Annotated in this window: 19 protein-coding genes; 12 read left to right on the plus strand and 7 right to left on the minus strand. The window is 65.2% G+C overall.

Features of this window, described 5'->3' with window-relative positions:
* Positions 1-111 precede the first annotated feature (111 nt).
* Together ABIB28_RS09665 and ABIB28_RS09670 are read left to right on the plus strand one after the other, a co-directional pair.
* Positions 112-1,167, plus strand: a complete 1,056-nt coding sequence (locus ABIB28_RS09665; RefSeq protein ID WP_322162625.1) for a mannose-1-phosphate guanylyltransferase/mannose-6-phosphate isomerase — start codon at positions 112-114, stop codon at positions 1,165-1,167.
* Between the two features lie 23 nt (positions 1,168-1,190).
* Positions 1,191-1,682: a GNAT family N-acetyltransferase gene (locus tag ABIB28_RS09670; RefSeq protein WP_354287975.1), complete on the plus strand. Its 492-nt coding sequence runs from the start codon at positions 1,191-1,193 to the stop codon at positions 1,680-1,682.
* Positions 1,683-1,753: 71 nt separating this feature from the next.
* On the opposite strand, the gene ABIB28_RS09675 is transcribed toward ABIB28_RS09670, so the two are convergent.
* Positions 1,754-4,531, minus strand: a complete 2,778-nt coding sequence (locus tag ABIB28_RS09675) for a TonB-dependent receptor (RefSeq protein ID WP_354287976.1) — start codon at positions 4,529-4,531, stop codon at positions 1,754-1,756.
* Between the two features lie 179 nt (positions 4,532-4,710).
* On the opposite strand from ABIB28_RS09675, the gene ABIB28_RS09680 reads away from it, so the two are divergent.
* Positions 4,711-5,232, plus strand: a complete 522-nt coding sequence (locus tag ABIB28_RS09680) for a hypothetical protein (RefSeq protein WP_354287977.1) — start codon at positions 4,711-4,713, stop codon at positions 5,230-5,232.
* A 4-nt stretch (positions 5,233-5,236) separates the two neighbouring features.
* Here the strand turns inward: ABIB28_RS09680 and ABIB28_RS09685 are convergent, their stop codons facing one another.
* The 3 genes from ABIB28_RS09685 to groES all read right to left on the minus strand — a co-directional run bounded on the left by ABIB28_RS09685 (position 5,237) and on the right by groES (position 8,006).
* Complete coding sequence (locus ABIB28_RS09685) at positions 5,237-5,806, minus strand: Uma2 family endonuclease (RefSeq protein WP_354287978.1); 570 nt, start codon at positions 5,804-5,806, stop codon at positions 5,237-5,239.
* 214 nt (positions 5,807-6,020) lie between these two features.
* Positions 6,021-7,664, minus strand: coding sequence for a chaperonin GroEL (gene groL, locus ABIB28_RS09690; RefSeq protein ID WP_133186586.1), 1,644 nt, complete (start codon positions 7,662-7,664; stop codon positions 6,021-6,023).
* Positions 7,665-7,718: 54 nt separating this feature from the next.
* A complete protein-coding gene (groES, locus tag ABIB28_RS09695) occupies positions 7,719-8,006 on the minus strand; it encodes a co-chaperone GroES (RefSeq protein WP_010183565.1) in 288 nt (95 codons plus the stop codon).
* Between the two features lie 226 nt (positions 8,007-8,232).
* On the opposite strand from groES, the gene sppA reads away from it, so the two are divergent.
* Genes sppA through ABIB28_RS09725 form a run of 6 tightly spaced genes read left to right on the plus strand, consistent with a single transcriptional unit; the run spans position 8,233 to position 15,009 of the window.
* The gene (gene sppA, locus ABIB28_RS09700) at positions 8,233-10,125 is read left to right on the plus strand and encodes a signal peptide peptidase SppA (RefSeq protein WP_354287979.1); all 1,893 of its coding nucleotides are present in this window, start codon (positions 8,233-8,235) and stop codon (positions 10,123-10,125) included.
* Positions 10,122-10,706 carry a GNAT family N-acetyltransferase gene (locus tag ABIB28_RS09705; RefSeq protein WP_189675772.1) on the plus strand — a complete coding sequence of 195 codons (585 nt, stop codon included), beginning with the start codon at positions 10,122-10,124 and terminating at the stop codon, positions 10,704-10,706. The genes sppA and ABIB28_RS09705 overlap by 4 nt, the downstream gene beginning before the upstream one ends.
* A 47-nt stretch (positions 10,707-10,753) precedes the next feature.
* A complete protein-coding gene (locus tag ABIB28_RS09710) occupies positions 10,754-11,143 on the plus strand; it encodes an endonuclease domain-containing protein (protein ID WP_354287980.1) in 390 nt (129 codons plus the stop codon).
* A gap of 50 nt (positions 11,144-11,193) precedes the next feature.
* The gene (gene ileS / locus ABIB28_RS09715) at positions 11,194-14,067 is read left to right on the plus strand and encodes an isoleucine--tRNA ligase (RefSeq protein WP_354287981.1); all 2,874 of its coding nucleotides are present in this window, start codon (positions 11,194-11,196) and stop codon (positions 14,065-14,067) included.
* On the plus strand, positions 14,064-14,606 hold the full coding sequence (gene lspA, locus ABIB28_RS09720) for a signal peptidase II (protein ID WP_189675770.1): 543 nt from the start codon (positions 14,064-14,066) through the stop codon (positions 14,604-14,606). Before ileS ends, lspA begins: the two co-directional genes overlap by 4 nt.
* On the plus strand, positions 14,599-15,009 hold the full coding sequence (locus tag ABIB28_RS09725) for a DUF3035 domain-containing protein (RefSeq protein WP_133186598.1): 411 nt from the start codon (positions 14,599-14,601) through the stop codon (positions 15,007-15,009). Before lspA ends, ABIB28_RS09725 begins: the two co-directional genes overlap by 8 nt.
* 88 nt (positions 15,010-15,097) lie before the next feature.
* On the opposite strand, the gene ABIB28_RS09730 is transcribed toward ABIB28_RS09725, so the two are convergent.
* From ABIB28_RS09730 to ABIB28_RS09740, 3 genes are all read right to left on the minus strand, one after another.
* Positions 15,098-15,952 (minus strand): TorF family putative porin, encoded by an 855-nt coding sequence (locus tag ABIB28_RS09730; protein WP_354287982.1) that lies wholly within the window; start codon positions 15,950-15,952, stop codon positions 15,098-15,100.
* Positions 15,953-16,145: 193 nt separating this feature from the next.
* On the minus strand, positions 16,146-17,339 hold the full coding sequence (metC, locus tag ABIB28_RS09735; RefSeq protein WP_354287983.1) for a cystathionine beta-lyase: 1,194 nt from the start codon (positions 17,337-17,339) through the stop codon (positions 16,146-16,148).
* Positions 17,340-17,453: 114 nt separating this feature from the next.
* Positions 17,454-18,293 carry a sulfurtransferase gene (locus ABIB28_RS09740; RefSeq protein WP_354287984.1) on the minus strand — a complete coding sequence of 280 codons (840 nt, stop codon included), beginning with the start codon at positions 18,291-18,293 and terminating at the stop codon, positions 17,454-17,456.
* Between the two features lie 128 nt (positions 18,294-18,421).
* On the opposite strand from ABIB28_RS09740, the gene queF reads away from it, so the two are divergent.
* The 3 genes from queF (at position 18,422) to ABIB28_RS09755 (ending at position 22,616) form a co-directional block, all read left to right on the plus strand.
* On the plus strand, positions 18,422-18,868 hold the full coding sequence (queF, locus tag ABIB28_RS09745; RefSeq protein WP_189675766.1) for a preQ(1) synthase: 447 nt from the start codon (positions 18,422-18,424) through the stop codon (positions 18,866-18,868).
* 151 nt (positions 18,869-19,019) lie between these two features.
* Complete coding sequence (locus tag ABIB28_RS09750; protein ID WP_354287985.1) at positions 19,020-21,293, plus strand: glycosyltransferase family 4 protein; 2,274 nt, start codon at positions 19,020-19,022, stop codon at positions 21,291-21,293.
* A gap of 42 nt (positions 21,294-21,335) precedes the next feature.
* The gene (locus ABIB28_RS09755; protein WP_133186608.1) at positions 21,336-22,616 is read left to right on the plus strand and encodes a glycoside hydrolase family 130 protein; all 1,281 of its coding nucleotides are present in this window, start codon (positions 21,336-21,338) and stop codon (positions 22,614-22,616) included.
* Positions 22,617-22,628 lie beyond the last annotated feature (12 nt).

Below are 22,628 nucleotides of genomic sequence, written 5' to 3' on the forward strand. Positions count from 1 at the left end.
CGCTGTCGCAGAAATTGACAAAGAAAAGCTAAAAGGGCCGGATCGGGATGGAACAAGGGATTACCTTCCGCCGCGCGAGCCGCTACAGCGCCGCGACCTAGGAGGAACTTTATGCCACAGCCACAGACGATTGTCCCTGTAATCCTATCGGGCGGGTCGGGCACGCGACTGTGGCCGATGTCCACGCCAGCCATGCCCAAGCAGATGCTGGCGCTGACCTCCGACGAAACGATGCTCCAGCTCACCGCCCGTCGCGCCCAGGGCGCGCGGTTCAATGCGCCGATCGTCGTCGCCAATGCCAAGCATGCAGCGATGGTGGAAGAGCAACTCGAAGCAGCGTCCGCCACGGCCGATGCGCTCATCCTCGAGCCGATCGGGCGCAATACCGCACCGGCGATCGCTCTGGCAGCGATCGCGGCGGGGTCGGGCGACGCCGCGCTGCTGATCATGCCGTCGGATCACGTGATTCTCGACGTGCCGGCGTTCCATGCCGCGATCGAAGCTGCGTTGCCACTGGTCCAGCAGGGCTGGCTGGTCACCTTCGGGATCGATCCGCATGCGCCCGAGACGGGCTACGGCTATATCCATATGGGCGAGAAACTGGCGACCGGGGTCCATCGCGTCGCCAAGTTCGTCGAAAAGCCGCCGCGCGACGCGGCCGAAGCGATGCTCGCCGCTGGCGATCATGCCTGGAACGGTGGTATTTTCCTGTTCCGCGCCGATTCCTATCTCGAAGCGCTGGCGCAGCATGATCCCGAGACGCTCACCGCGTGCAAGGCATCGATGGAAAATGCGCGCCACGAGGGCAAGCGGATCTATCCCGAGGCCGAAGCTTTTGCTGCTTCGCCCGCAGAGTCGATCGATTACGCGGTGATGGAAAAGGCCGAGCGCGTTGCCGTCGTGCCGGTGAAGATGGGCTGGAGCGATCTCGGCAGCTGGGACGCGCTGCAGGACATCAGCGAGCGCGACGCTGCGGGCAATTCGCATCAAGGCGAAGTGATCGCGATCGACACGACCAATTGCCTGGTGCGCAGCGATGGTGTCCGGATCGCCATGGTCGGGGTCGACAATCTGATCGTCGTTGCCAGCGGCAATGACATCTTGATCCTGCCAAGCGGTCGGAGCCAGGAGGTCAAGGCGCTGATCGAGGCGATGAAGAAGAAGTAAGGCGGGGCAGGGGGTAAGCGACGATGACGGGCCTGACGATTCACGCCTATAGCGACGCGCTTGCTCCCGCCTTCCACGACATCAACGCGCAGTGGATCGGCGCGATGTATCGGCTCGAGCAGACCGATCGCGACGTGCTCGAACATCCGTTCGAGCGGGTCATCGCGCCGGGCGGCGATATCCTGTTCGTCGAGGTGGCGGGTCTCGGCATTGTCGGCGCGTGCGCGCTGCAGCGGACCGGGCAGGACCAATATGAGCTGACCAAGATGGGCGTGCTCGACACCGCGCGCGGGCGCGGTGCGGGGGCATTCCTGCTCGACGCCGTCATCGCGCGCGCCACGGCGATGGGCGCGCGGCGGCTGTATCTGCTCAGCAATACCAAGAGCGCTACGGCGATCCGCCTCTACGAGAAAGCCGGCTTCCGCCATGATCCGGGAATCATGGCGGAGTTCGGCGCCCGATACGAACGGTGCAACGTCGCGATGCTCTATCCGCTCGCCGCCGCCGCTCAATAAGCGAGCTGAACGCCGATACGAAAGGTCTGGCGATAGCGCTCGTTCTCGATCAGCTGCGTCTTGACCGCCTGTTAGCGCCGCCAGGGGGAATCGAGCAGATTGCTCGCCTCGACGAACACGGTGAACTGCTTGACCGGCGAATAGCCGATCCGCGCATCGAGCGAATTGTTCTCGTCGGTATATTGGTCGGTCGCCGCGCTCGCGCCGAGCGTGTCGAGATAGGCCGAGCGATAGGTGTAGGCGAGGCGTCCGGTCAGGCCGTATTTCTCGTAATAGAGCTGCGCCGTGCCGATATATTTCGACTGGAGCAGATTGCGCACCGAGCCCGCCCGGCCGATCACGCCGCGCGACGATCCATCGGTATAGGTGAAATTCCCCGACACGCCGAAGCCCGACAGCGCGCCCGGCAGGAAGGTCAGCTGCGCCTGGAGATTGGCCTCGACGCCGTAGATCTTGGCGCTGTCGCCATTGACCGGCTGCGTGACCAGTGCGCGAGTGAAGGTCGTGCCGCCGAAGGTGCCGCCTTGCGTCGTGCCGACGGTGAAGATCGGGTCGTCGAGATGCTTGTAGAAGCCCGCTATCGAAACGATTCCCTGGCCCGCGAGATAATATTCGGCCGATAGATCGCCCGACACCGCCTTGTAGGGCTTGAGGTTGGGGTTCCCGAGCGCGACGACGCCGGCGTTGGGCGTGGTGTCGCTCACGTTCACGTAGGGCGCGAGCAGATTATAGTCCGGCCGGCCGATCGCGGTGGTGACGGCGGCGCGCAGCACGAGGCGGTCGGTTGCGTCGAGGCGCACGGTGAGATCGGGAAAGGCATCGGTATAGGCGCGCGAATTCGAGACGTTGTAACCCTGGCTCACCAGCGAGGTCGCGGTGAAGGCCTTGCCCTTGTATGTGCCGTCGGTGTGCTCGACGCGGACGCCGGGGACGATCGTCAGCTTGGCAAACGTGAACGTGCCCATGATGTAGCCGGCATAGACCTTCTCGCTGAGGTCGTAATCGTTGACCAGCGAGTTGGCGACCGACGTGGCAGAGTCCGAAGCGCTCTGGGTCCGCGCGGCGGGGTTGGTGACGGTGTAATAGGTCTGCGCCTGATCGTAGTTGATCCGCGGGCCGACCGGATAGCGGCCGTCATAGATCGCGCTGCCGTCGTCGCCCGCAACCCCGGTCGCGGCGAGCGTGCTGCCGAGCGAATATTGCTGGAAGTCGCGATTGTTGGACTTTTCGGTCTTCTGGAACTTGCCGCCGAGCTTGATCGTGCTGTCGCTGCCGACGCCGATCGGGATCGTCAGGTCGGCGCGCGCCTGGTAGAGGTTTTCCGCGGCGCGACGGCGGTCGTACGTCACGCGATAGCCGTTGTAGAGCGCGCTGTTGTACGGCGTGCCATTGGCGGTGTTGACCCTGAACAGCGTGTCGGCGAGGTCGAGCGACAGGCCGGTCAGCGCGGTGCTGCCGGTGCGGAACGAGAATTCCGAGCGCAGCGGGTCTTTCTTGAGCGCCTTGCTGTAGGTGCCCTCGACCTGCAGCTCCGACCCGCCAAAGCGGAACTTGCCGCCGAGCTCGCCCGAGAAGGTCGAGTCATCCTCGTTGCGCAGCCGCAGGAAGCGCGTGCCGCGGCCGCTGAAGGTGCCGCCGTTCGAGATCGTGGCATTGACCGCCTGCTGCGCTGCGGTCGGCTGCGCGGTGACGCCAGCGGCGTTGGTCGTCGCGTAGGTGACCGGGATCTCGATCCGCGACTGATCGCGCGTCTCGTGGTCCTTGAAGGTCGAATAGAGCGTGCGGAGATAGACGCTGACGTCGGAGCTTGGCCGCCAGTCGAAATTGCCGACCACGCCGTAGCGGGTGCGGTTGAGATTGTAGTCGCGCAACCGGTAATCGTCGGGCAGCGCGCGGCTCGCGCCGGTCGGGGTGCCCCAGTTCGACGAGCCTTGCAGGTTCTCGGATTCGATCGGTCGGCTCGAATAGTTGCCCGAGAGCACGACGCCGAAGGTCCTGTCGGGACCGAAGCGCGTCCCCGCAGTGATATCACCCTCATACGGGCTGCGGCTGTTGAGCGTATTGTAGCCGCTGACGATCCGCGCGTTGGCGAACGCCTTGGTGCGGTCGAACGCGGTCAGCGTGTTGATGTCGACCTGACCCGCGATGGCATTGGCGTCGCGGTCGGGGGTGAGCGATTTGACGACGGTGACCGAGCCGATCAGCGAGGAGGGGATGTCGTCGAGCTTGACCTGGCGGCTCTCGGGCTCGGGTGCGGGGGCGGTCTGGCCGTTGACGGTGACGTTGGCGAGGTTGGGATTGACGCCCCGGATGATGACGTAGCGCCCTTCGCCCTGATCGTTCGCGACCGAGATGCCGGGCAGGCGGCGCACCGCTTCGGCGACGTTCTGGTCGGGCAGCTTGCCGACGTCATTGGCGTTGAGCGTGTCGGAGATGAAGTTGGACGAGCGCTTGGCTTGGAGTGCGCGGCGCTCGGCGGCGCGTTGTCCGGTGACGACGATCTCGCCGCCGCTCGTGTCGCCCGATGGCGGATCGAGCCGGAACTCGACGACCGTCGCGCGGTCGCTCGAGGTCGTGCTGCGCGTCACGGTCGGATAGCCGACATAGGTGAAGGTCAGCTCGACCGGACCGGGCGCGAGATCGCGGATCACGAACATGCCGTCGCGGTCGGCGACCGCGGTGCGACCCGCAGCGGAGATCGTCGCGCCCGGCAAGGCCGCGCCGGTCTGCGGATCGAGCACGCGGCCCGTTACATCGGCGGCATATGCCGGTAGCGCGGTGGAGCCGAGCAGCGCCGCGCACAGGCCTGCCTTGGACGCGAAGCTACGCGCCCGGATTTGTCCGAACATCATGATTTTCCCCCGCTCGCGGCGTTGATTGGGGATTCCCAATGTGCCCGCGTCGCCGAGGCCCTATCCGCGTCGCGTGACGGGAGCGTGACGTTTTCGCTATGTTTCGGAGAAGGCGCGAGTCGGCGACCGGTCTATGGTAGGGGAGACGCTCAAACCGAATCAGGCGGAGGACACCGATGCGTCGCACCCCCATAGTTTACGGCCTGAGCGCGCTGCTGATCGGCTCGATCGCGGCCGTGAGCGGCCATGCGCAAGAGCGCGACAGCCTCGGGCATGTCGTGACGCAGCCACTGCGCGACACGCGGATCGAGAAGACCAAGATTCCGCCTGTCCTTCAGCTCGCGGCGTCGGCGCCGTATTCCGCAGCGCATACGCAAAGCTGCGCGACGATTGCGGGCGAAGTTCGGAAGCTCGACGGTGCACTCGGCGCCGATGTCGACGTGCCGGGCAAGGCCAAGGGCGAGGGCAGCGAAATCGCGGCGGTGGCGGCGCGGATGGCGGTCAGTACGCTGATCCCGGGGCTTGGCCTCGTCCGGGTCATCACCGGGGCGGACAAGGAGCAGCGCCGCGCCGAGGCGGCGGTCTATGCCGGGCAGACACGGCGCGCGTTTCTGAAGGGGCTGGGCTATGCGCGCAAATGCCCGGCACCAGCGGCACCGACGCGTGCCGCGGTGGCGGATATGCCGAGCTCGAACTGAGCCGTCAGTCGCGCGCGAAGATTTCGGCGTGGGGAATCGTGAGGTTCAGCGAGGGTATCGTCAGGTCGTCGCCCGTCGCGAGCCAGTCGGCGGTCCAGCCGCCGGTAGGCGTGCGCTGGACGAGATGGATGCGCTCTTCCGCGGGGTCGACGAGGATCACCTCGCGCATGCCGGCAAGCGCGCAATATTCGGCGAGCTTGACCTTTTGGTCGTGCGCCGACGTCGAGGGCGACAGCACTTCGAACACCACCTGCGGATCGCCGAGCAATTTCTTGCGCGCGTTCTCGGGGGCGGCCGGGTTGTTGCAATAGACGCTGACGTTGGGGAGGCGCACCGTGCGTATGTCGGTCTGGGCGGCGAGGTCGGAGCCGTACGGGCGACAGCCTGAGCCGCGAAGGCGCGGGCCGAGCGCCATAAGGATATTGAAGGCTATCCGCGCATGCTCTTCGCTGCCGCCCGCCATCATATAGATCATGCCGTCTTCGAGCTCGGCCTTGGCGCCGCCAAAATCCATCTCGAGGAATTCCTCGACGCTGACGCGGCGATAGGCTGGGTCGAGGGCGATCGCGGACATGACACGCAATATACGCCCAATCGCCAGACAAACAAAGGGCCGGCGGATCGCTCCGTCGGCCCTTCGTCTTGGTCCAGCCGAGGGGCCGGGCGTTGGTTCCGGCACCGGCAAAGCCGGCGCTGCGTCGGACGGGATCGTCGAGCATGCTCGCCGACCCGCCGGCCGGAGCCACGCGAGTCCTGACATAGCTCTCGCTATGTCAGGCCGCGTTGGCTCAGAAGTCCATACCGCCCATGCCGCCCATGCCGCCGCCGCCCATCGGCATTGCGGGCTTGTCTTCCGGCAGTTCGCTCACGGCCGCTTCGGTCGTGATGAGCAGGCCGGCGACCGATGCTGCGTTCTGCAGCGCGGTGCGGACGACCTTGGTCGGATCGATCACGCCGGCTTCGACCAGGTTTTCGTACGTGTCGGTCGCTGCGTTGAAGCCGATCGTCGGATCGTTGCCATCGAGCAGCTTGCCCGAGACGACCGCGCCGTCGTGGCCGGCATTGGTGGCGATCTGGCGCACCAGCGAGGTCAGCGACTTGCGGACGATGTCGATGCCGCGCGTCTGGTCTTCGTTCGCACCGGTCAGGCCGTCGAGGACCTTGCTGGCGTAAAGGAGGGCCGTGCCGCCGCCGGGGACGATGCCTTCTTCAACGGCTGCGCGGGTTGCGTGCAGCGCGTCGTCGACGCGGTCCTTGCGCTCCTTGACTTCGACTTCCGAAGAACCGCCGACCTTGATGACAGCAACGCCGCCGGCAAGCTTGGCGAGACGCTCCTGGAGCTTCTCCTTGTCGTAGTCCGACGTCGTGTTCTCGATCTGCTGACGGATCGCATCGGTGCGGCCCTTGATCGCGTCCGAGTCACCAGCACCGTCGACGATGACGGTGTTGTCCTTGTCGATCGTGACGCGCTTAGCGGTGCCGAGCATGCCGATCGTGACCGACTCGAGCTTGATGCCGAGGTCTTCCGAGATCATCTCGCCCTTGGTCAGGATCGCGATGTCCTCGAGCATCGCCTTGCGGCGATCGCCGAAGCCCGGTGCCTTGACAGCTGCGACCTTGAGGCCGCCGCGCAGCTTGTTGACGACGAGCGTGGCGAGTGCCTCGCCCTCGATGTCCTCGGCGATGATCAAGAGCGGACGACCCGACTGAACGACGGCTTCCAGGATCGGGAGCATCGCTTGAAGGTTCGACAGCTTCTTCTCGTGGATCAGGATGTAGGGATCCTGAAGCTCGACCGACATCTTCTCGGGGTTGGTGATGAAGTAGGGCGAGAGGTAGCCACGGTCGAACTGCATGCCTTCGACGACGTCGAGCTCGAATTCGAGACCCTTGGCTTCCTCGACGGTGATCACGCCTTCCTTGCCGACCTTCTCCATCGCTTCGGCGATCTTCTCGCCGACTTCACGATCGCCATTGGCCGAGATGATGCCGACCTGGGCGACTTCGTGCGAACCCGAAACCGGCTTCGACCGCGACTTGACGTCCTCGACGACCTTGATGACCGCGAGATCGATACCGCGCTTCAGATCCATCGGGTTCATGCCCGCTGCGACCGACTTCATGCCCTCGCGAACGATCGCCTGCGCCAGAACCGTTGCGGTGGTCGTGCCGTCGCCGGCGATGTCGTTGGTCTTCGAGGCGACTTCGCGCAGCATCTGCGCGCCCATGTTCTCGAACTTGTCCTTGAGCTCGATTTCCTTGGCGACGGTGACGCCGTCCTTGGTGATGCGCGGTGCGCCGAAGCTCTTGTCGATCACGACGTTGCGGCCCTTTGGCCCCAGCGTGACCTTGACGGCGTCGGCGAGGATGTCGACGCCACGGAGGATGCGCTCGCGCGCGTCACGGCCGAATTTTACGTCCTTGGCTGCCATGATGAGGCTACCCTTTCAGATGAGAAATGTGGTGAAAGTTACGCGGAGAAGCAGTTAACCGACGATCCCGAGGATGTCCGATTCCTTCATGATCAGCAGGTCTTCGCCGTCGATCTTGACCTCGGTGCCCGACCATTTGCCGAACAGGATCTTGTCGCCGGCCTTGACTTCGAGCGGGTGGATTTCACCGGCTTCGTTGCGCGCGCCGGTGCCGACGGAGACGACTTCGCCTTCCTGCGGCTTTTCCTTGGCGGTCTCGGGGATGATGATCCCGCCGGCGGTCTTTTCTTCTGCCTCTACGCGGCGGACGAGCACGCGATCGTGCAACGGACGAAAGGTCATGGGCGAAGTCCCTTTATAATGAACATGTGTTAGCACTCGACGTTGGTGAGTGCCAGCAAGGCGGATATGATGGCGAGGTCTCGCATCGTCAACGGGCGCAGCCAAATTTCTGCGGAACCAAATGCAAAATCGGCGAATTGCCGTGTTGGTCGTATAGCACGCATTTACTCGGCTGGTGGCTTGCCGTAGCGAGGCGATGTGATCTCCGCCAACAAGGAGCGGCCAAGTGAAACTCGTACGCGGCGCGTGGAAAATTCTCGTCGGCATCAAGGACGCGCTGGTCCTTATCGCGATGCTGCTGTTCTTTGGCCTGCTGTTCGCAGCGCTCGCCTCGAAACCGAACAAGGCGGCGATCGGCGACGGTGCGCTCGTGCTCAAGCTCGATGGCCCGATCGTCGAGCAGACGCAGGAGGCAAGCGCCTTCGCCAGCCTGAGCGGAAACGGCATCCAGCGCGAATATCGCCTGCGCGACGTGGTCCGCAGCCTCGACAAGGCGGCCAAGGACGACCGCGTCAAGGTGGTCGTGCTCGATCTCGACTCGTTCGGCGGCGGCTATCCCGCGGCGCTCGAGGACGTCGGCGCTGCGCTGCGCCGCGTTCGCGACGGTTCCGATGGGAAGGGGGGCAAGCCGGTGCTGGCCTATGCCACCGCCTATACCGATTCCGGCTATCGCCTCGCCGCGAACGCCAGCGAGATCTGGGAAAGCCCGATGGGCGGCACGCTGTTCATGGGGCCGGGCGGATCGCAGCTCTATTACAAAGGCCTGATCGACAAGCTCGGCGTCAATGCGCACGTCTACCGCGTCGGCAAGTACAAGTCGTTCGTCGAGCCCTATACCCGCACCGAAGCCTCGCCCGAGGCGAAGGAGGAAGTGGTCAAGCTCTACCAGGTGCTGTTCGCCAATTGGCAGCAGTCGGTCGCGCGTGCACGCCCCAAGGCGAAGTTCGCGCCCTTCCTCGCGACGCCGGGCGCGGTCATCACCGCGGCGCAGGGCGACATCGCCAAGGCCAATATGGACGCGGGGCTGGTCGACAAGCTCGGCACGCGGCTCGACTTCGGCAAGCGCGTCGCCGCGATCGCCGGGGTCGACAGCGGCAAGGCGGCCGGGCTGTTCAAGACGATCAAGTACGACGCCTATGTCGCCGCCAATCCGCTGCCGACCGGCGGCGACAAGGTCGGCGTGCTGACGATCGCGGGCGACATCATCGACGGCAAGTCGAAGGCCGGCTCGGTCGGGTCGGACACGGTGTCGAAGCTGCTGCTCGATGCGCTCGCCAAGAAGGACCTCAAGGCGCTCGTCGTGCGCGTCGATTCGCCCGGCGGCTCGGCGCTCGCATCGGAAGACATGCGCCGCGCGATCCAGGAGGCGAAGGCACAGAAGCTGCCGATCGTCGTCTCGATGGGCTCGGTCGCGGCATCGGGCGGCTATTGGGTGTCGACCGCGGGCGACATGGTGTTCGCGCAGCCGACGACGATCACCGGCTCGATCGGCATCTTCGGGATCATCCCGACCTTCGAGAACACACTCAAGAAGGTCGGGCTGACCACCGACGGCGTCCGCACGACGCCGCTCTCGGGGCAGCCCGACATCTATGGCGGCACCAACCCGGAGACCGATGCGATCTTCCAGGCGGGGATCGAGAATGGCTATCGCCAGTTCATCACGCGCGTCGCCGGCGCGCGGAAGATGACGCCCGAGCAAGTCAACGAGATCGCGCAGGGGCGCGTCTGGGATGGCGGGACCGCGCTCCAGCTCCACCTGGTCGACAAATTCGGCGGGTTGCAGGATGCGATCGCCGAGGCGGCGCGGCGCGCGGGGCTAAAGGCCGACGGCTATCACGCCGAATATCTCGAGAAGAAGCCCAGCGCGTTCGCCAAGATGATCCAGCAGTTCGCCGATTCGAACAAGGATGACGATGCGTCGGCAGGCGATGCCTTCACGCGGATGGCGGCCGAGCGGCGTGCGGTGTTCGCGCGCGCGCTCGGCGACGTGACGCGGATCGGCACGGGTGCTGCGATCCAGGCGCGCTGCCTCGAATGCGACGGCGTCGGCGGCACCGCGCCGCGTGCTGGCGACGCGCGGCTGATGGACTTCGTGCTCGCGCGGTTCGGGCTGTGAGCCTGGACCGCGCCCCGACGCGGATCGCGATCCGGCCCGCGACCCCCGACGATGCCGCAGCGATCGCGGCGATCTACCGCCCTTATGTCGAGCGCGGGACGGTGTCGTTCGAGACCGAGGCGCCCGATGCCGGCGTGATCGCGCAGCGGATGGCGGCGTCGCGCGGGCTGTACCCGTGGCTGGTCGCGACCGAAGGCGAGGGCGGGGCGGTGCTTGGCTATGCATATGCCTCGGCGTTCCGCGATCGGCCGGCGTACCGCTTCACGATCGAGACGACGGTCTATCTCGAGACGGGGACGCAGGGGCGTGGCAACGGGCGGCAGCTGTACGATGCGCTGATCGACACGGTGCGCGCGCAGGGGTTCACCCATGCGATCGGCGTGATCGCGCTGCCCAACGACCATTCGATCCGGCTGCACGAGTCGGTCGGTTTCAAGCGCGCGGGGTTCTTCCGCGAGGCGGGGTATAAGGACGGGCGCTGGATCGATGTCGGATACTGGCACTGCGACCTCAACGACGCGACGATCCCGCCGATGGAGCCCAAGCCGTTCAGCGAGACGGGGATGGTGTGGAATTGGTGATCTTCTAAGCCCCTCCCCTTTAGGGGAGGGGTTGGGGTGGGGAAGTGGTGGCCACGGAAGCCGAGCTCCTGAAGCGCGCGCACGAGCTGCGCCGTAATCCGACCGAGCCGGAGATCCGGCTTTGGCGGGCGCTGTCTAATTCGCAGCTGGATGGGCTGAAGTTTCGCCGCCAGCATGTGGTTCTAGAAGCTCAGGCGATTCTCGACTTCTTCTGTCCCGCAATCGGTCTCGGGATCGAAGTTGATGGCGATACGCACGACGCCGATCGAGACGCGCGTCGTGACGCGCGGCTCGCCGCGCTAGGCTTCACGATCGTCCGCTTTAGCAATCCCGACGTCATGTCGAACTTGGCCGGCGTAGCGGAATCGATCTCCACCACAGCCTCCACCCTATCAAACCGCTGGCAGCGTACTTCCCCACCCCAACCCCTCCCCTGAAGGGGAGGGGCTTTCTACGCGCCCGGCTTCACGCTAAGCGCGCTTTACCTATGACCGACACACCAGCCCCCGCCCGCGATTATCGCGACACCGTCTTCCTGCCGAAGACCGACTTTCCGATGAAGGCCGGCCTGCCCGCCAAGGAGCCCGGCATCCTCGCGCGCTGGCAGGCGATGGGCCTTTACGAGAAGACGCGCGAGGCCCGCCGCGGCCGGGAGAAGTTCATCCTGCACGATGGCCCGCCGTACGCGAACGGCGACATGCATATCGGCCATGCGCTCAACCATATCCTCAAGGACACGGTGTGCCGCACGCAGGGGCTGCTCGGCAAGGACGCGCCCTACGTGCCCGGCTGGGACTGCCACGGCCTGCCGATCGAGTGGAAGGTCGAGGAGCAGTACCGCGCCAAGAAGCGCAACAAGGACGAAGTCCCCGCGAACGAGTTCCGCGCCGAGTGCCGCGCCTATGCGCAGCATTGGGTGAACGTGCAACGCGAGCAGCTCAAGCGGCTCGGCATCAATGGCGACTGGGACCATCCCTATCTGACGATGGATTTCGCCGCCGAGGCGACGATCGTCACCGAGCTGATGAAGTTCGCAGGAGACGGCCAGCTTTATCGCGGCGCCAAGCCGGTGATGTGGTCGCCCGTCGAAAAGACCGCGCTCGCCGAGGCCGAGGTCGAATATGAGGACGTCGTGTCGACCCAGATCGACGTGGCGTTCGAGATCGTGGATGCGCCGAACGCGCCCGAACTGGTCGGCGCGCATGCGGTGATCTGGACCACGACGCCGTGGACGATCCCGGTGAACCAGGCGCTGAGCTATGGGCCGGAGATCGAGTATGTCTTGGTCGGCGAGCATAGCGGGCCGAAATATCTCGTCGCCGAGGCGCTGGTCCTCTCCGGCGCACTATATGGGCGCTGGCTTAGCCAGGACGCTCGCGAAATCTACTGGCGTGGCACAGGCTCGCAGCTCGAAGGCGCCACCGCGCGCCATCCGATGCACGAACTCGGCGGCTTCTTCGCCAAGCCGCGGCCGTTCCTGCCGGGCGATTTCGTCACCACCGACGCCGGCACCGGGCTCGTCCATATGGCGCCGGACCACGGCGAGGACGATTTCCTGCTGTGCAAGCAATATGGCATCGAGCCGGTCTTCGCGGTCGATGGCGCGGGGATGTATCGCGACGATTGGGCGTGGCTCGGTGGGCAGGGCTCGGTGATCAATAAGAAGTTCGTCTCCGCCGAGGGGCCGATCTGTGCGGACCTGCGCGCAGCGGGCGCGTTGCTCGCGGCGAGCGATGATTTCGCGCATTCCTATCCGCACTCGTGGCGGTCGAAGGCGAAGGTCATTTTCCGCGCGACGCCGCAGTGGTTCATTCCGATGGATCAGGCGATCGGGGAAGGTGTCTCGACTTCGCTCGACACGAACGGGGATGGGACAACCTCTTCTCGGCAGGCGGACGCGCCCTCCCTTCCGTTCGCTTCGAGCGACGTCGAGAAGCCTGTCACCACCCTTCGTTCCACCGCGCTCGCGGCGATCGAAGCGACCACCTGGTATCCGCCCAAGGGCCAGAACCGCATCACCGCGATGGTCGCCGGGCGCCCCGATTGGGTGATCAGCCGCCAGCGCGCGTGGGGCGTGCCGATCACGCTGTTCGTCAACCGCCTGACCGGCCAGTATCTCGTCGACCCCGCTGTCAACGCGCGCATCATCGCCGCGATCAACGCCGAGGGCGTCGATGCGTGGTCCGAGGAAGCGGCGCAGGACCTGCTCGGCCCCGATTACGCGCTCGCCGATTACGAGCGCGTCACCGACATTCTCGACGTGTGGTTCGACAGTGGCTGCACGCATGCCTTCGTGCTCGAGAGCGGGCGCTGGCCCGATCTGCAATGGCCGGCCGACCTCTATCTCGAAGGATCGGACCAGCATCGCGGCTGGTTCCAGTCGTCGTTGATGGAGGCGTGCGGCACGCGTGGGCGCGCGCCGTACAATGCGGTGCTGACGCATGGCTTCACGATGGACTCCAAGGGCATGAAGATGTCCAAGAGCCTCGGCAACACGATCAACCCGCTCGATCTGATGAAGGAATCGGGCGCGGACATCCTGCGGCTGTGGGCGCTGTCGGTCGATTTCACCGAGGACCACCGCATCGGCAAGGAGATCCTCGGCGGCGTCTCCGACCAGTATCGCAAGCTGCGCAACACCTTCCGCTATCTGCTCGGCGCGCTCGACGGGTTCGAGGAGAGCGAGCGGCTGCCGGTCGCGGAGATGCCCGAGCTCGAACGCTATGTGCTCCACCTGCTTGCCGAGCTCGACGCCAAGCTCAAGGCGGCTGTCCTCGTATACGACTTCAACAGCTATGTCCGGCTGCTGACCGAGTTCGCGCAGGAGGATCTGTCGGCCTTCTACTTCGATATCCGCAAGGATTCGCTCTATTGCGACGCGCCGACCGCTCCCAAGCGGCGCGCGGTGCGGACGGTGTTCGACACGCTGTTCCACGCGCTCGTCCGCTATGCTGCGCCGGTGCTGTGCTTCACCGCCGAGGAGACGTGGCAGGCGCGCTTCCCGAGCGAGGACGGCTCGGTGCACCTGCTCGAATGGCCGGAGGTGCCCGCAGTCGACAGCGTCGATGCGGCGAAGTGGGACGCCGTCCGCGCCTTGCGCCAGCAAGTGACCGAGGCGATCGAGCCGCTGCGCCGCGAGAAGATCGTGCGCTCGAGCCTCGAGGCCGAGGTGGTCGTGCCCGAGGCGCCGCTGCCGGTTGCCGAACTCGCCGAGCTGTTCATCGTCGCGCAGGTTACGCTCGGCGACACGCTCGCGGTGGCGCGGACCGACTTCCACAAATGCGGTCGCTGCTGGCGGCTGCTCCCCGAGGTCGAAGAAGACGGCGATCTGTGCGATCGCTGCGAGGCGGTGGTGGCATGAGGCTCCCGCTCGCAGGCTTCGCGACCGCGGTCGCGCTCTTCGTCGCCGACCAGGCCGCCAAGCTCGGCGTGACCGAGGGGCTCAAGCTCGATGCGATGACCAACGCGCATTACGTCACGTCGTTCTTCAACCTGCGCTTCGTCGCCAATCGCGGCGTGTCGCTCGGGCTGCTCCACGCCGATACCGATACGACGCGCTGGCTGCTGGTGCTGATGACCGGCGCGATCGCGGTCGGCGTGCTGGTGTGGATGCTGCGCGAGACCAAGCGCGCCGACCAGATGGCGCTCGGGCTCGTGCTCGGCGGCGCGTTCGGCAACATCCTCGACCGGATCCGGCTCGGCTATGTCGTCGATTTCGCCGATCTGCATTTCGGCGCGTGGCAGCCGTTTCTGGTGTTCAACATCGCCGACGCGGCGATCAGTATCGGCGTGCTCATCTTGCTCGCGCGCGCGCTTCTGATACGAGATACACCGAACCAAGATTCTGGGACCAAAGCATCTGGGGCGGACCAGGGCCCAACGGAGAATATCCATGCGTAAGATTTCGATTCTGTCGGCCGGCGTGGCGCTGCTCGCGTTGGGCGCTTGCGCGCATGGCAAGGGTGGCCGCAGCGGACCCGACGAATTCTCGGTCGCGCGCCAGGCACCGCTCGTCATTCCGCCCGATTTCTCGCTGACCCCGCCAAAGCCAGGTGCGGCCCGCGCGAACGACACCAGCGCCAACGCGCAGGCGCTCGACGCGCTGTTCGGCGGCACCGCGCCGCGCAGCGCCGCCGAAAGCGCGGCGATCTCGCAGGCGGGTGTCGATTCGGACGATCCCGGCATCCGCTCGTCGGTCGGCGATCCGGGCACGACCGTGGTCGACAAGGGCACGACGACGCGCGACGTGGTCGCAGCGCCCGAGGGCGACGGTCAGGCCGCCAAGGCGACCGCGCCGAAGTGACCCAAAACAAAACCCTCCCCCGCGGCCGCGGGAGAGGGTTTCGGGACCGATCAGAGGGAGTGCCCGCAAGGGCGCTCCCTTTTTCGTATCAGAAGTTCACGCCGACATAGGCGAGCACGGTCGATCCGCGGCCGAAGCGCGACGCATAGCCGCGCCGGTACAGCCCGCCGACCTTGTTGTTGGTGATGTCGGTATCGACATAGCTCACGCCGACCTTGAACGGACCCCCGACGGCTTCGGCGGTTGCCGACCAGTCGAGATAGTTGCGGTCGTTGCCGTTGAGGTTGGCGAGGCCGAGCGAGCCATCGGTATAGCCGAGATGGCCCTTCAGCGTGATCGGCGTCTTGGGCACCGCGACCGAGGCCTCGCCATAGACGTAGATATTGTCGTCCTTGTTGTTCGGCGTGAAATCGAGGCCCTTCTGGCCGCCCCACGCATAATTGCCGCCGACCTTGGTCGAGACCGGGCCGAGCGTGTAGCTGACCGAAGCATAGGGCTCGAAGAAGTCGGTGTTGAGGCCCTTCACGCCGCTCGGATAGTAATAATAGAGCAGGCCGCCATCGACCGTGAGGCCGCTGAAGGTCTTGGTATAGCCGGCGTACAGATCGACCTCGGCATCGCCGTATCCGGTGAGCAGCGGGGTCTTGCCGCTGCCGTCGATCGTCGAGGCCCAGGTGCCGACATAGAAGCCGGCCGAGCTGTTGATGTTGATCGTGCCCTGGACGGCGCCTTCGCCGTTGGTCTGGGTCAAACCGCGGAAGCGGTAATCGCTGATCAGCGTTGCGCCGCCGGTGATCTTGAACGGCTTGTCGGGCGCGGCAGGCGCCGCGGCGGGCGCGTCCTTGGCGTCGGGCGTGGTGGTGGTGGGGACATCCTGCGCAAAGGCGGGCGTGGCGGAGGCGGCGAGCAAGAGCGCGCCAAGCGTAGATGTGGAGAAGCGCATCGTTTCCCTTTCGAAAATGCGACTGTCCCCGCCTGCTTTACCGATGCGGCGTCTGTCGGAGGCGCAAGACCTCCCGCGCAGCTAAGCGGCAAGATCTTTCATTGCCGAGCTACGCTGCATCGCACAACTTAATTCGCGCGCGTGCGCGGGATACCGCGCTATTGTGGCTGTTGCGCAACACCCGTGTTTCAAATCATTGCTGAGCGGAAAAGCGCGCCAGGCCGGCGGCAAGGTCGGCGATCAGATCCGCCGGATCCTCGAGGCCGATCTGCAGCCGGACGAGTGGCCCGGCATCGGCGCGGCGCGTGACGCTGCGATGGCGTTGTGGGTCGACCGGCAGCGCGAGGCTTTCGAACCCGCCCCAGCTATAGCCGATCCCGAAATGCTCGAGCCCGTCGATCAGCCGCGCGCGATCGGCCTCGCCACCGCCGTTGAGGACGAACGAGAACAGCCCCGACGACCCCGTAAAGTCGCGCAGGAAGTGCGCGTGGCCGGGGCAGCTCGGCAAAGCCGGGTGGAGCACGGTCGCGACTTCGGGCTGCTGCTCGAGCCAGTGCGCGATCTCGAGCGCGCTTGCCTGATGCTGCTTGAGCCGGATCGCCATCGTGCGCAGGCCACGGCTGCCGAGCCAGCTGTCGTCGGGGCTGGCGATCTGGCCGAGCTGGAAGCTGGTGTCGCGCAGCCGCGCGAAATGGCCCGGCGCGGCGGTGACCGAGCCCAGCATCACGTCGCTATGGCCGACGATATATTTTGTGCAGGCGAGGATCGTGAGGTCGATGCCGTGCGCGATCGCGGGGAAGAACAGCGGCGTCGCCCAGGTGTTGTCGAGCAGCGTGGTGATGCCGCGCGCCTTGGCGACGGAGACGATCGCGGGAATATCCTGAACCTCGAAGGTCAGGCTGCCGGGGCTCTCGAGCAGGATCGCGCGAGTCGCATCGGTGATCACGTCGGCGATGCCCGCGCCGCTCATCGGATCATAGAAGCGCGTCGTGATCCCCATCCGCTTGAGCAGCCCCATGCCCATTGCGCGAGTCGGATCATAGGCGCTGTCGGGGAGGAGCAGTTCGTCGCCGGGCGAGAGCACCGACAGCAAGGCGGCAGCGATCGCCGCGACGCCCGAGGGGTAAAGGAAGGTGCCTTCGGCGCCGGGCTCGAGCTCGGTCAGCGCATCGGCGAGGCTCCACTGCGTCGGCGTGCCCTTGCGACCGTAGAACAGCCGGTGGTGCGTATCGCGCCCACCCGCCTCGCGCAGATCCGCGACCGAATCGTAGAGGATCGTCGAGGCGCGCCAGACCGGCGTGTTGACGATCCCCTGCGTCCATTCCTTTCGGCGGCCGGCGGTGACGACGCGGGTCGAATCGCCCTTGGGGGCAGCGGTCTTCTTCATGGCGCGAAATCCTGCAATGCAGGGCCTGCAAAGCCGGAGACCGTGAAGAAGGCAAGAGCGTCGCGCGTATTGTTGGAAGCCCCCCCGTTCAGGGGAGGGGCTTTCGAGATGCGCTTACGCCGCGCCGGTCGCCTTTGGCGTGGTGCGGTCGGCACCCCATTCGGACCAGCTGCCGTCATAGACCGCCGCCTGGTTGCCGAGCAGGTGCGCACCGAACGCCAGCGCCGAGGCGGTGATTCCCGAGCCGCAGGTCGTGACGAGCGGCTTGGCGACATCGATGCCCGCGCCTTCGAACGCCGACTTCAACGCGTCGCCGGTCTTCCACGTGCCATCGGCATTGAAGAGCTCGCCGACGGGGAGGTTCTTCGAGCCCGGGATATGGCCGGCATGCGTCGCCGGGCGCGGATCGGGTTCCTCGCCGGTGAAGCGTGCGGCCGAGCGCGCGTCGAGCACTTGCTCGGCGCCGCTGTCGACATTGGCCTTCATCTGATCGAGCGTGCGGACGCCCTTGTCGTCGGCCCAGACGGTGAAGTGGCGGTGGCGGAGCTGCTCCTTGCCGCTGGCCGTCTCACGCCCTTCGGCCTGCCACTTGGTGAGCCCGCCATCGAGGATCGCGACGTCATGCGCGCCGAAGGTGCGCAGCATGAACCAAGCGCGCGCGGAGGTGTGGAGCGGCGAATTGTCGTAAAGCACGATGCGGCTGCCATCGCCGAGGCCGAGCGACTGCATCCGGCTGGAGAACTTTTCGGGGGCGGGGAGCATCGAGGGCAGCGTGCTGCTGGTGTCGGCGATCTCGGCGAGATCCATGAACACGGCGCCCGGGATGTGCGCGGCTTCATATTCGGCAGCGGGGTCGCGGTCGACGAGTCCGGCGAAATAGGTGGCGTCGACAATCCTCAGGTCGTTCGCGCCCAGCTCGTTTGCGAGCCATTCGGTTGTCACCAGCGAATCCATCGATCGTCTCCTTGGTTTTTTGATAGCCTAACCATCCGATCGCGCGCCGTCGAGACGCTCAAGGATCATCCGCGCGGGATGATCGGTGCGGGATGACGGGGGCGGATCGCTTCCCTATATCGCTGTGCATGACTCCTATGCATCTCGGCCAAACCAGCGCACTCCCCACTTCGCCCGAGGAGGCGGTGCTCGATTACGTTCCCAACCCGCGGCCCGGCCGCCTGTATCTGGTGCGCTTCGCGGTGCCCGAATTCACCTCGCTTTGCCCGGTGACGGCACAGCCCGATTTCGCGCATCTCGTGATCGATTACGCACCTGCAGCAACGATCGTCGAATCGAAGTCGCTCAAGCTGTTTCTCGGCGCGTTCCGCAACCACCAGGCGTTCCATGAGGATTGCACCGTCGGGATTGGCGAACGGCTGTTCACCGAGATGCAGCCGACATGGTTGCGAATCGGTGGGTATTGGTACCCGCGCGGTGGCATTCCGATCGACGTTTTCTGGCAATCGGGCGCACCGCCCGAGAGCCTGTGGCTGCCGTCGCAGGACGTTCCGGGCTATCGCGGGCGCGGTTGAGCGCTGGGCCCGTTCATCCTACCGCAAGGTTGATTTGGATCAGACAATTCCCATTGTTGCAATGCAACATTCTTGCAACCATATTGAAACTTGGCCGTTCGGGAGAGGTAACTCGAGGGTATAAGCCCCGTCAGAAATAGGATTTGCGAACATGGTGCAACTGGCGGATGTCGTGAACTCGATCGACCACCTGGCTTTGGTCGGTAATTTTCTGCCGCGTAAATGTGGTCTTGCAACCTATACCACCGATACCTTCACCGCGCTGAAGAGCCGGTTCCCGGATCTTAAGATCGACGTCTATGCGATGGACGATCACCCCGGCCGGTACGAATATCCCCCCGAGGTGACGCGCAGCATCCCCGAGCAGGACCGGATGCAGTATCTCGAAGCCGCGCGCGAGATCGAGGCGAGCGGTGCGCAGGCGTTGTGGCTGCAGCACGAATACGGCATTTTCGGCGGCGCAGCGGGCGAGCATATCCTTGCCTTGCTCGAGCGCGTGTCGATGCCGGTGATCGTCACGCTCCATACGATCCTCGAAAAGCCCAACGCCGATCAGCGTCGCGTGATGGAAGGCCTGTTGCGGCGTGCGTCGCGCGTCATCGTCATGGCCGAGCGTGGTCGTGAGATCCTCGAGCGCGTTTATGGTGCAACCGGCCGGTCGATCGTGATGATCCCGCACGGTGTTCCCGATCGCGAGTTCGTCGATCCCAACACGCTCAAGTCGCGCTTTGGCTGGGAAGGGCGCGACGTCGTCCTGACCTTCGGCCTGCTCGCGCCGGGCAAGGGCATCGAAGTGATGATCAATGCGCTGCCCGCGATCGTCGAGCAGAACCCCAACGTGCTCTATGCCGTGCTGGGTGCGACGCATCCGAACCTCGTCGCACACGAAGGCGAAAAGTATCGCGACAAGTTGAAGGCGCTTGCGCTCGATCTCGGGGTCGGTCGCAATATCGAATTCATCGATGCGTTTCTCGAGCATGACGAGCTCATCGACTATCTGCAGGCGGCAGACATCTATGCGACGCCGTATCTCAATCCGGCGCAGATCACCTCGGGGACCTTGTCCTACGCAGTCGGCGTCGGCAAGGCGGTGGTCTCGACGCCGTATGTCCATGCCACCGAGATTCTCGCGGATGGGTACGGCGTGCTCGTCGACTTTGGGGATTCCGCAGCGTTCGCGCGCGAGATCAACGCCTTGCTCGGCAGCGAGCGCAACCGGATCAAGCTTTCGGAGCGTGCCTATGCGCGTGGCCGTACGATGATCTGGCCGCGCCTCGCTGAACTCGCGATGCGCGAGATTGGGCAGATGGTCGCCTCCAAGCCGTTGCGCATGCCGAGCAGTACTGCGGCGCTGACTCCGCTCGCGCCCGATTTCGCGGCGGTCGAGCGGATGAGCGATTCGACCGGCATGCTGCAGCATTCGATCTTCTCGATTCCCGATCGCCGCCATGGCTATTGCATCGACGACAATGCCCGTGCGCTCATGCTGGTAAGCCAGATGACGTCGCTCGACGAGGTCCAGCGCGACAAGTGGATGACGATTTATGCGTCGTTCCTGCAATATGCCTGGAACCCCGAGGAGCGGCGTTTCCGCAACTTCATGAATTTCGATCGCACCTGGTGCGAGGAGTTCGGTTCGGAGGATTCGAACGGTCGCACGCTGTGGGCCTTCGGCGTGACCGCGCGCGATGCGCAGATGGACAAGCACAAGATGTGGGCCGCATCGATGTTCGACATGACGGCGTCGCTGTCGCTCGAACTGGGATCGCCACGCGCACACGCTTTTGCGATGCTGGGTGCCGCGGCGATGCTCGAGGTGGTTCCAACGCATTCCCTCGCCCGGACGATTCTCACGCGCTTCGGCGACGATCTGCTCGCCTTGCTCGAGGATGCGCGCCGTCCGCAGTGGGAATGGTTCGAGATCGTGTTGGCGTATGATAATGCGCGTCTGCCCGAGGCCCTGCTGCGTGCCGGTCTTGCGCTCCAGCGCGACGACATGATCCAGTGCGGCCTAAAGACGCTCGAATGGATCGTCGCCAAGCAGACCTCGCCCGACGGCCGCTTCCGCGCGGTCGGCAGCGAGAGCTTCGGGCGGGTCTATGCCGAGCCGTTGCAGTTCGACCAGCAGCCGCTCGAGGCGCAGGCGACGATCGACGCGTGCAGCGCGGCGTTCGATGCATCGCGGGACGCGCGTTGGGTCGAGGAAGCCAACCGCGCGTATCGCTGGTATCTCGGGCAGAACGATCTCGATTTGCCGCTGGCAACCGTCCAGGATGGCGGCTGCTTCGACGGCTTGATGCCGAGCGGGCTCAACCGGAATCAGGGTGCCGAGTCGATTTTGGCGCTGCAATTGGCCGGTTGCACGATTTCCGGGCTGGCAAAGCGGGCGCAAAGCGTGGCAGGACCGGATCGCGCCGTCGCGTAGCCTCGCTCGCGACGTCGCCAAGGCGTTACGCGAGGCGATATTGTGATCGAGCTGTTTGAACACCCATTGCGACTCCACGCCGACCCGTCACGAGTCGTCGTGCGACCGTTCCACCTTGCCTGGAGCGGCAATGGTGGCAACCGCACCGAGCGGATCGTCAATGCCGTGATGGCGCTCGATGCTGCCGAGACGCGCGCCGAGCTCGAGGTGGTGCTCAAGGATTTCGAGGCGCGGCATTGGCAGACGCGGCGCGTCTTCATGACGCGCTACGACGAGATCGAGGCGATGCTCGGGCTCGACGGCAGCGAGATCGGCGACGAGAAGCGCCAGCTGATCGGTGCCTATTTCTGCCACGAATACAGCTATGCTGCGGCGGCGTTGATGAATCCCAGCGCGGTGCCGCATTTCGACCAGTCGGGCATGCCTGCGGGATCGCAGCGCATCCTGATGAGCTTGCGCGCGGTGGGCGAAGGGCACATCTCCTCGGTCGCGTTCCGCGAAGGCATCATTACCGACGGCAATCAGTTGAAGCTCGCGCCCGAGCCGCCGTTCGCGACCGCGACCGATGCGGTCGGGCTCGACGAGGAAGAACTGCCCGAGGGGCCGATCACCGTCTATCGCCACCGCGATTCGACGCTGTCGGGTACGGTGATCTTCCCGATCACGGCGGCACAGTCGAAGGGGCTCGAGGATCTTCGCCTCGTCCAGTTCCAGCATGACGATGGCAGCTACGAATGGCTCGGCACGTACACCGCGTATAACGGCTCGACGATCCAGTCGGAGCTGATGCGTACGCGCGACTTCCGCGCGTTCGATCTGGTGCCGATGTCGGGTTCGGCGTCGCGCAACAAGGGCATGGGGCTGTTCCCGCGCAAGGTGAACGGCCAGTACATGATGATCGGCCGGCAGGACGGCGAAAACCTGTATCTCATCAAATCCGACACGCTGACGCATTGGGACGAGGGCGAAAAGCTGCTCGGGCCGATGTATCCGTGGGAGCTGGTCCAGATCGGCAATTGCGGCCCGCCGATCGAGCTCGACGAGGGCTGGCTGCTGCTGACGCACGGCGTTGGCGCAATGCGCAAATATGCGATCGGTGCGGTGCTGCTCGACAAGACCAACCCGGCCAAGGTGATCGGCCGCACACGCGAGCCGATCCTCGCTGCGGCGAACCAGGACCGCGAGGGCTATGTGCCCAACGTCGTCTATACGTGCGGCGCGATCCGGCATGGCGACACGCTGTTCGTGCCCTACGGCGTGGCCGATAGCTCGGTCGCGTTCGCGTTCATCGACATCAAGACGCTGCTCGAGGCGATGGCCTAACCTCCCTCTTCC

This window comes from Sphingomonas sp. UYEF23 (genome assembly GCF_040546165.1).
Lineage (GTDB): Bacteria > Pseudomonadota > Alphaproteobacteria > Sphingomonadales > Sphingomonadaceae > Sphingomonas > Sphingomonas glacialis.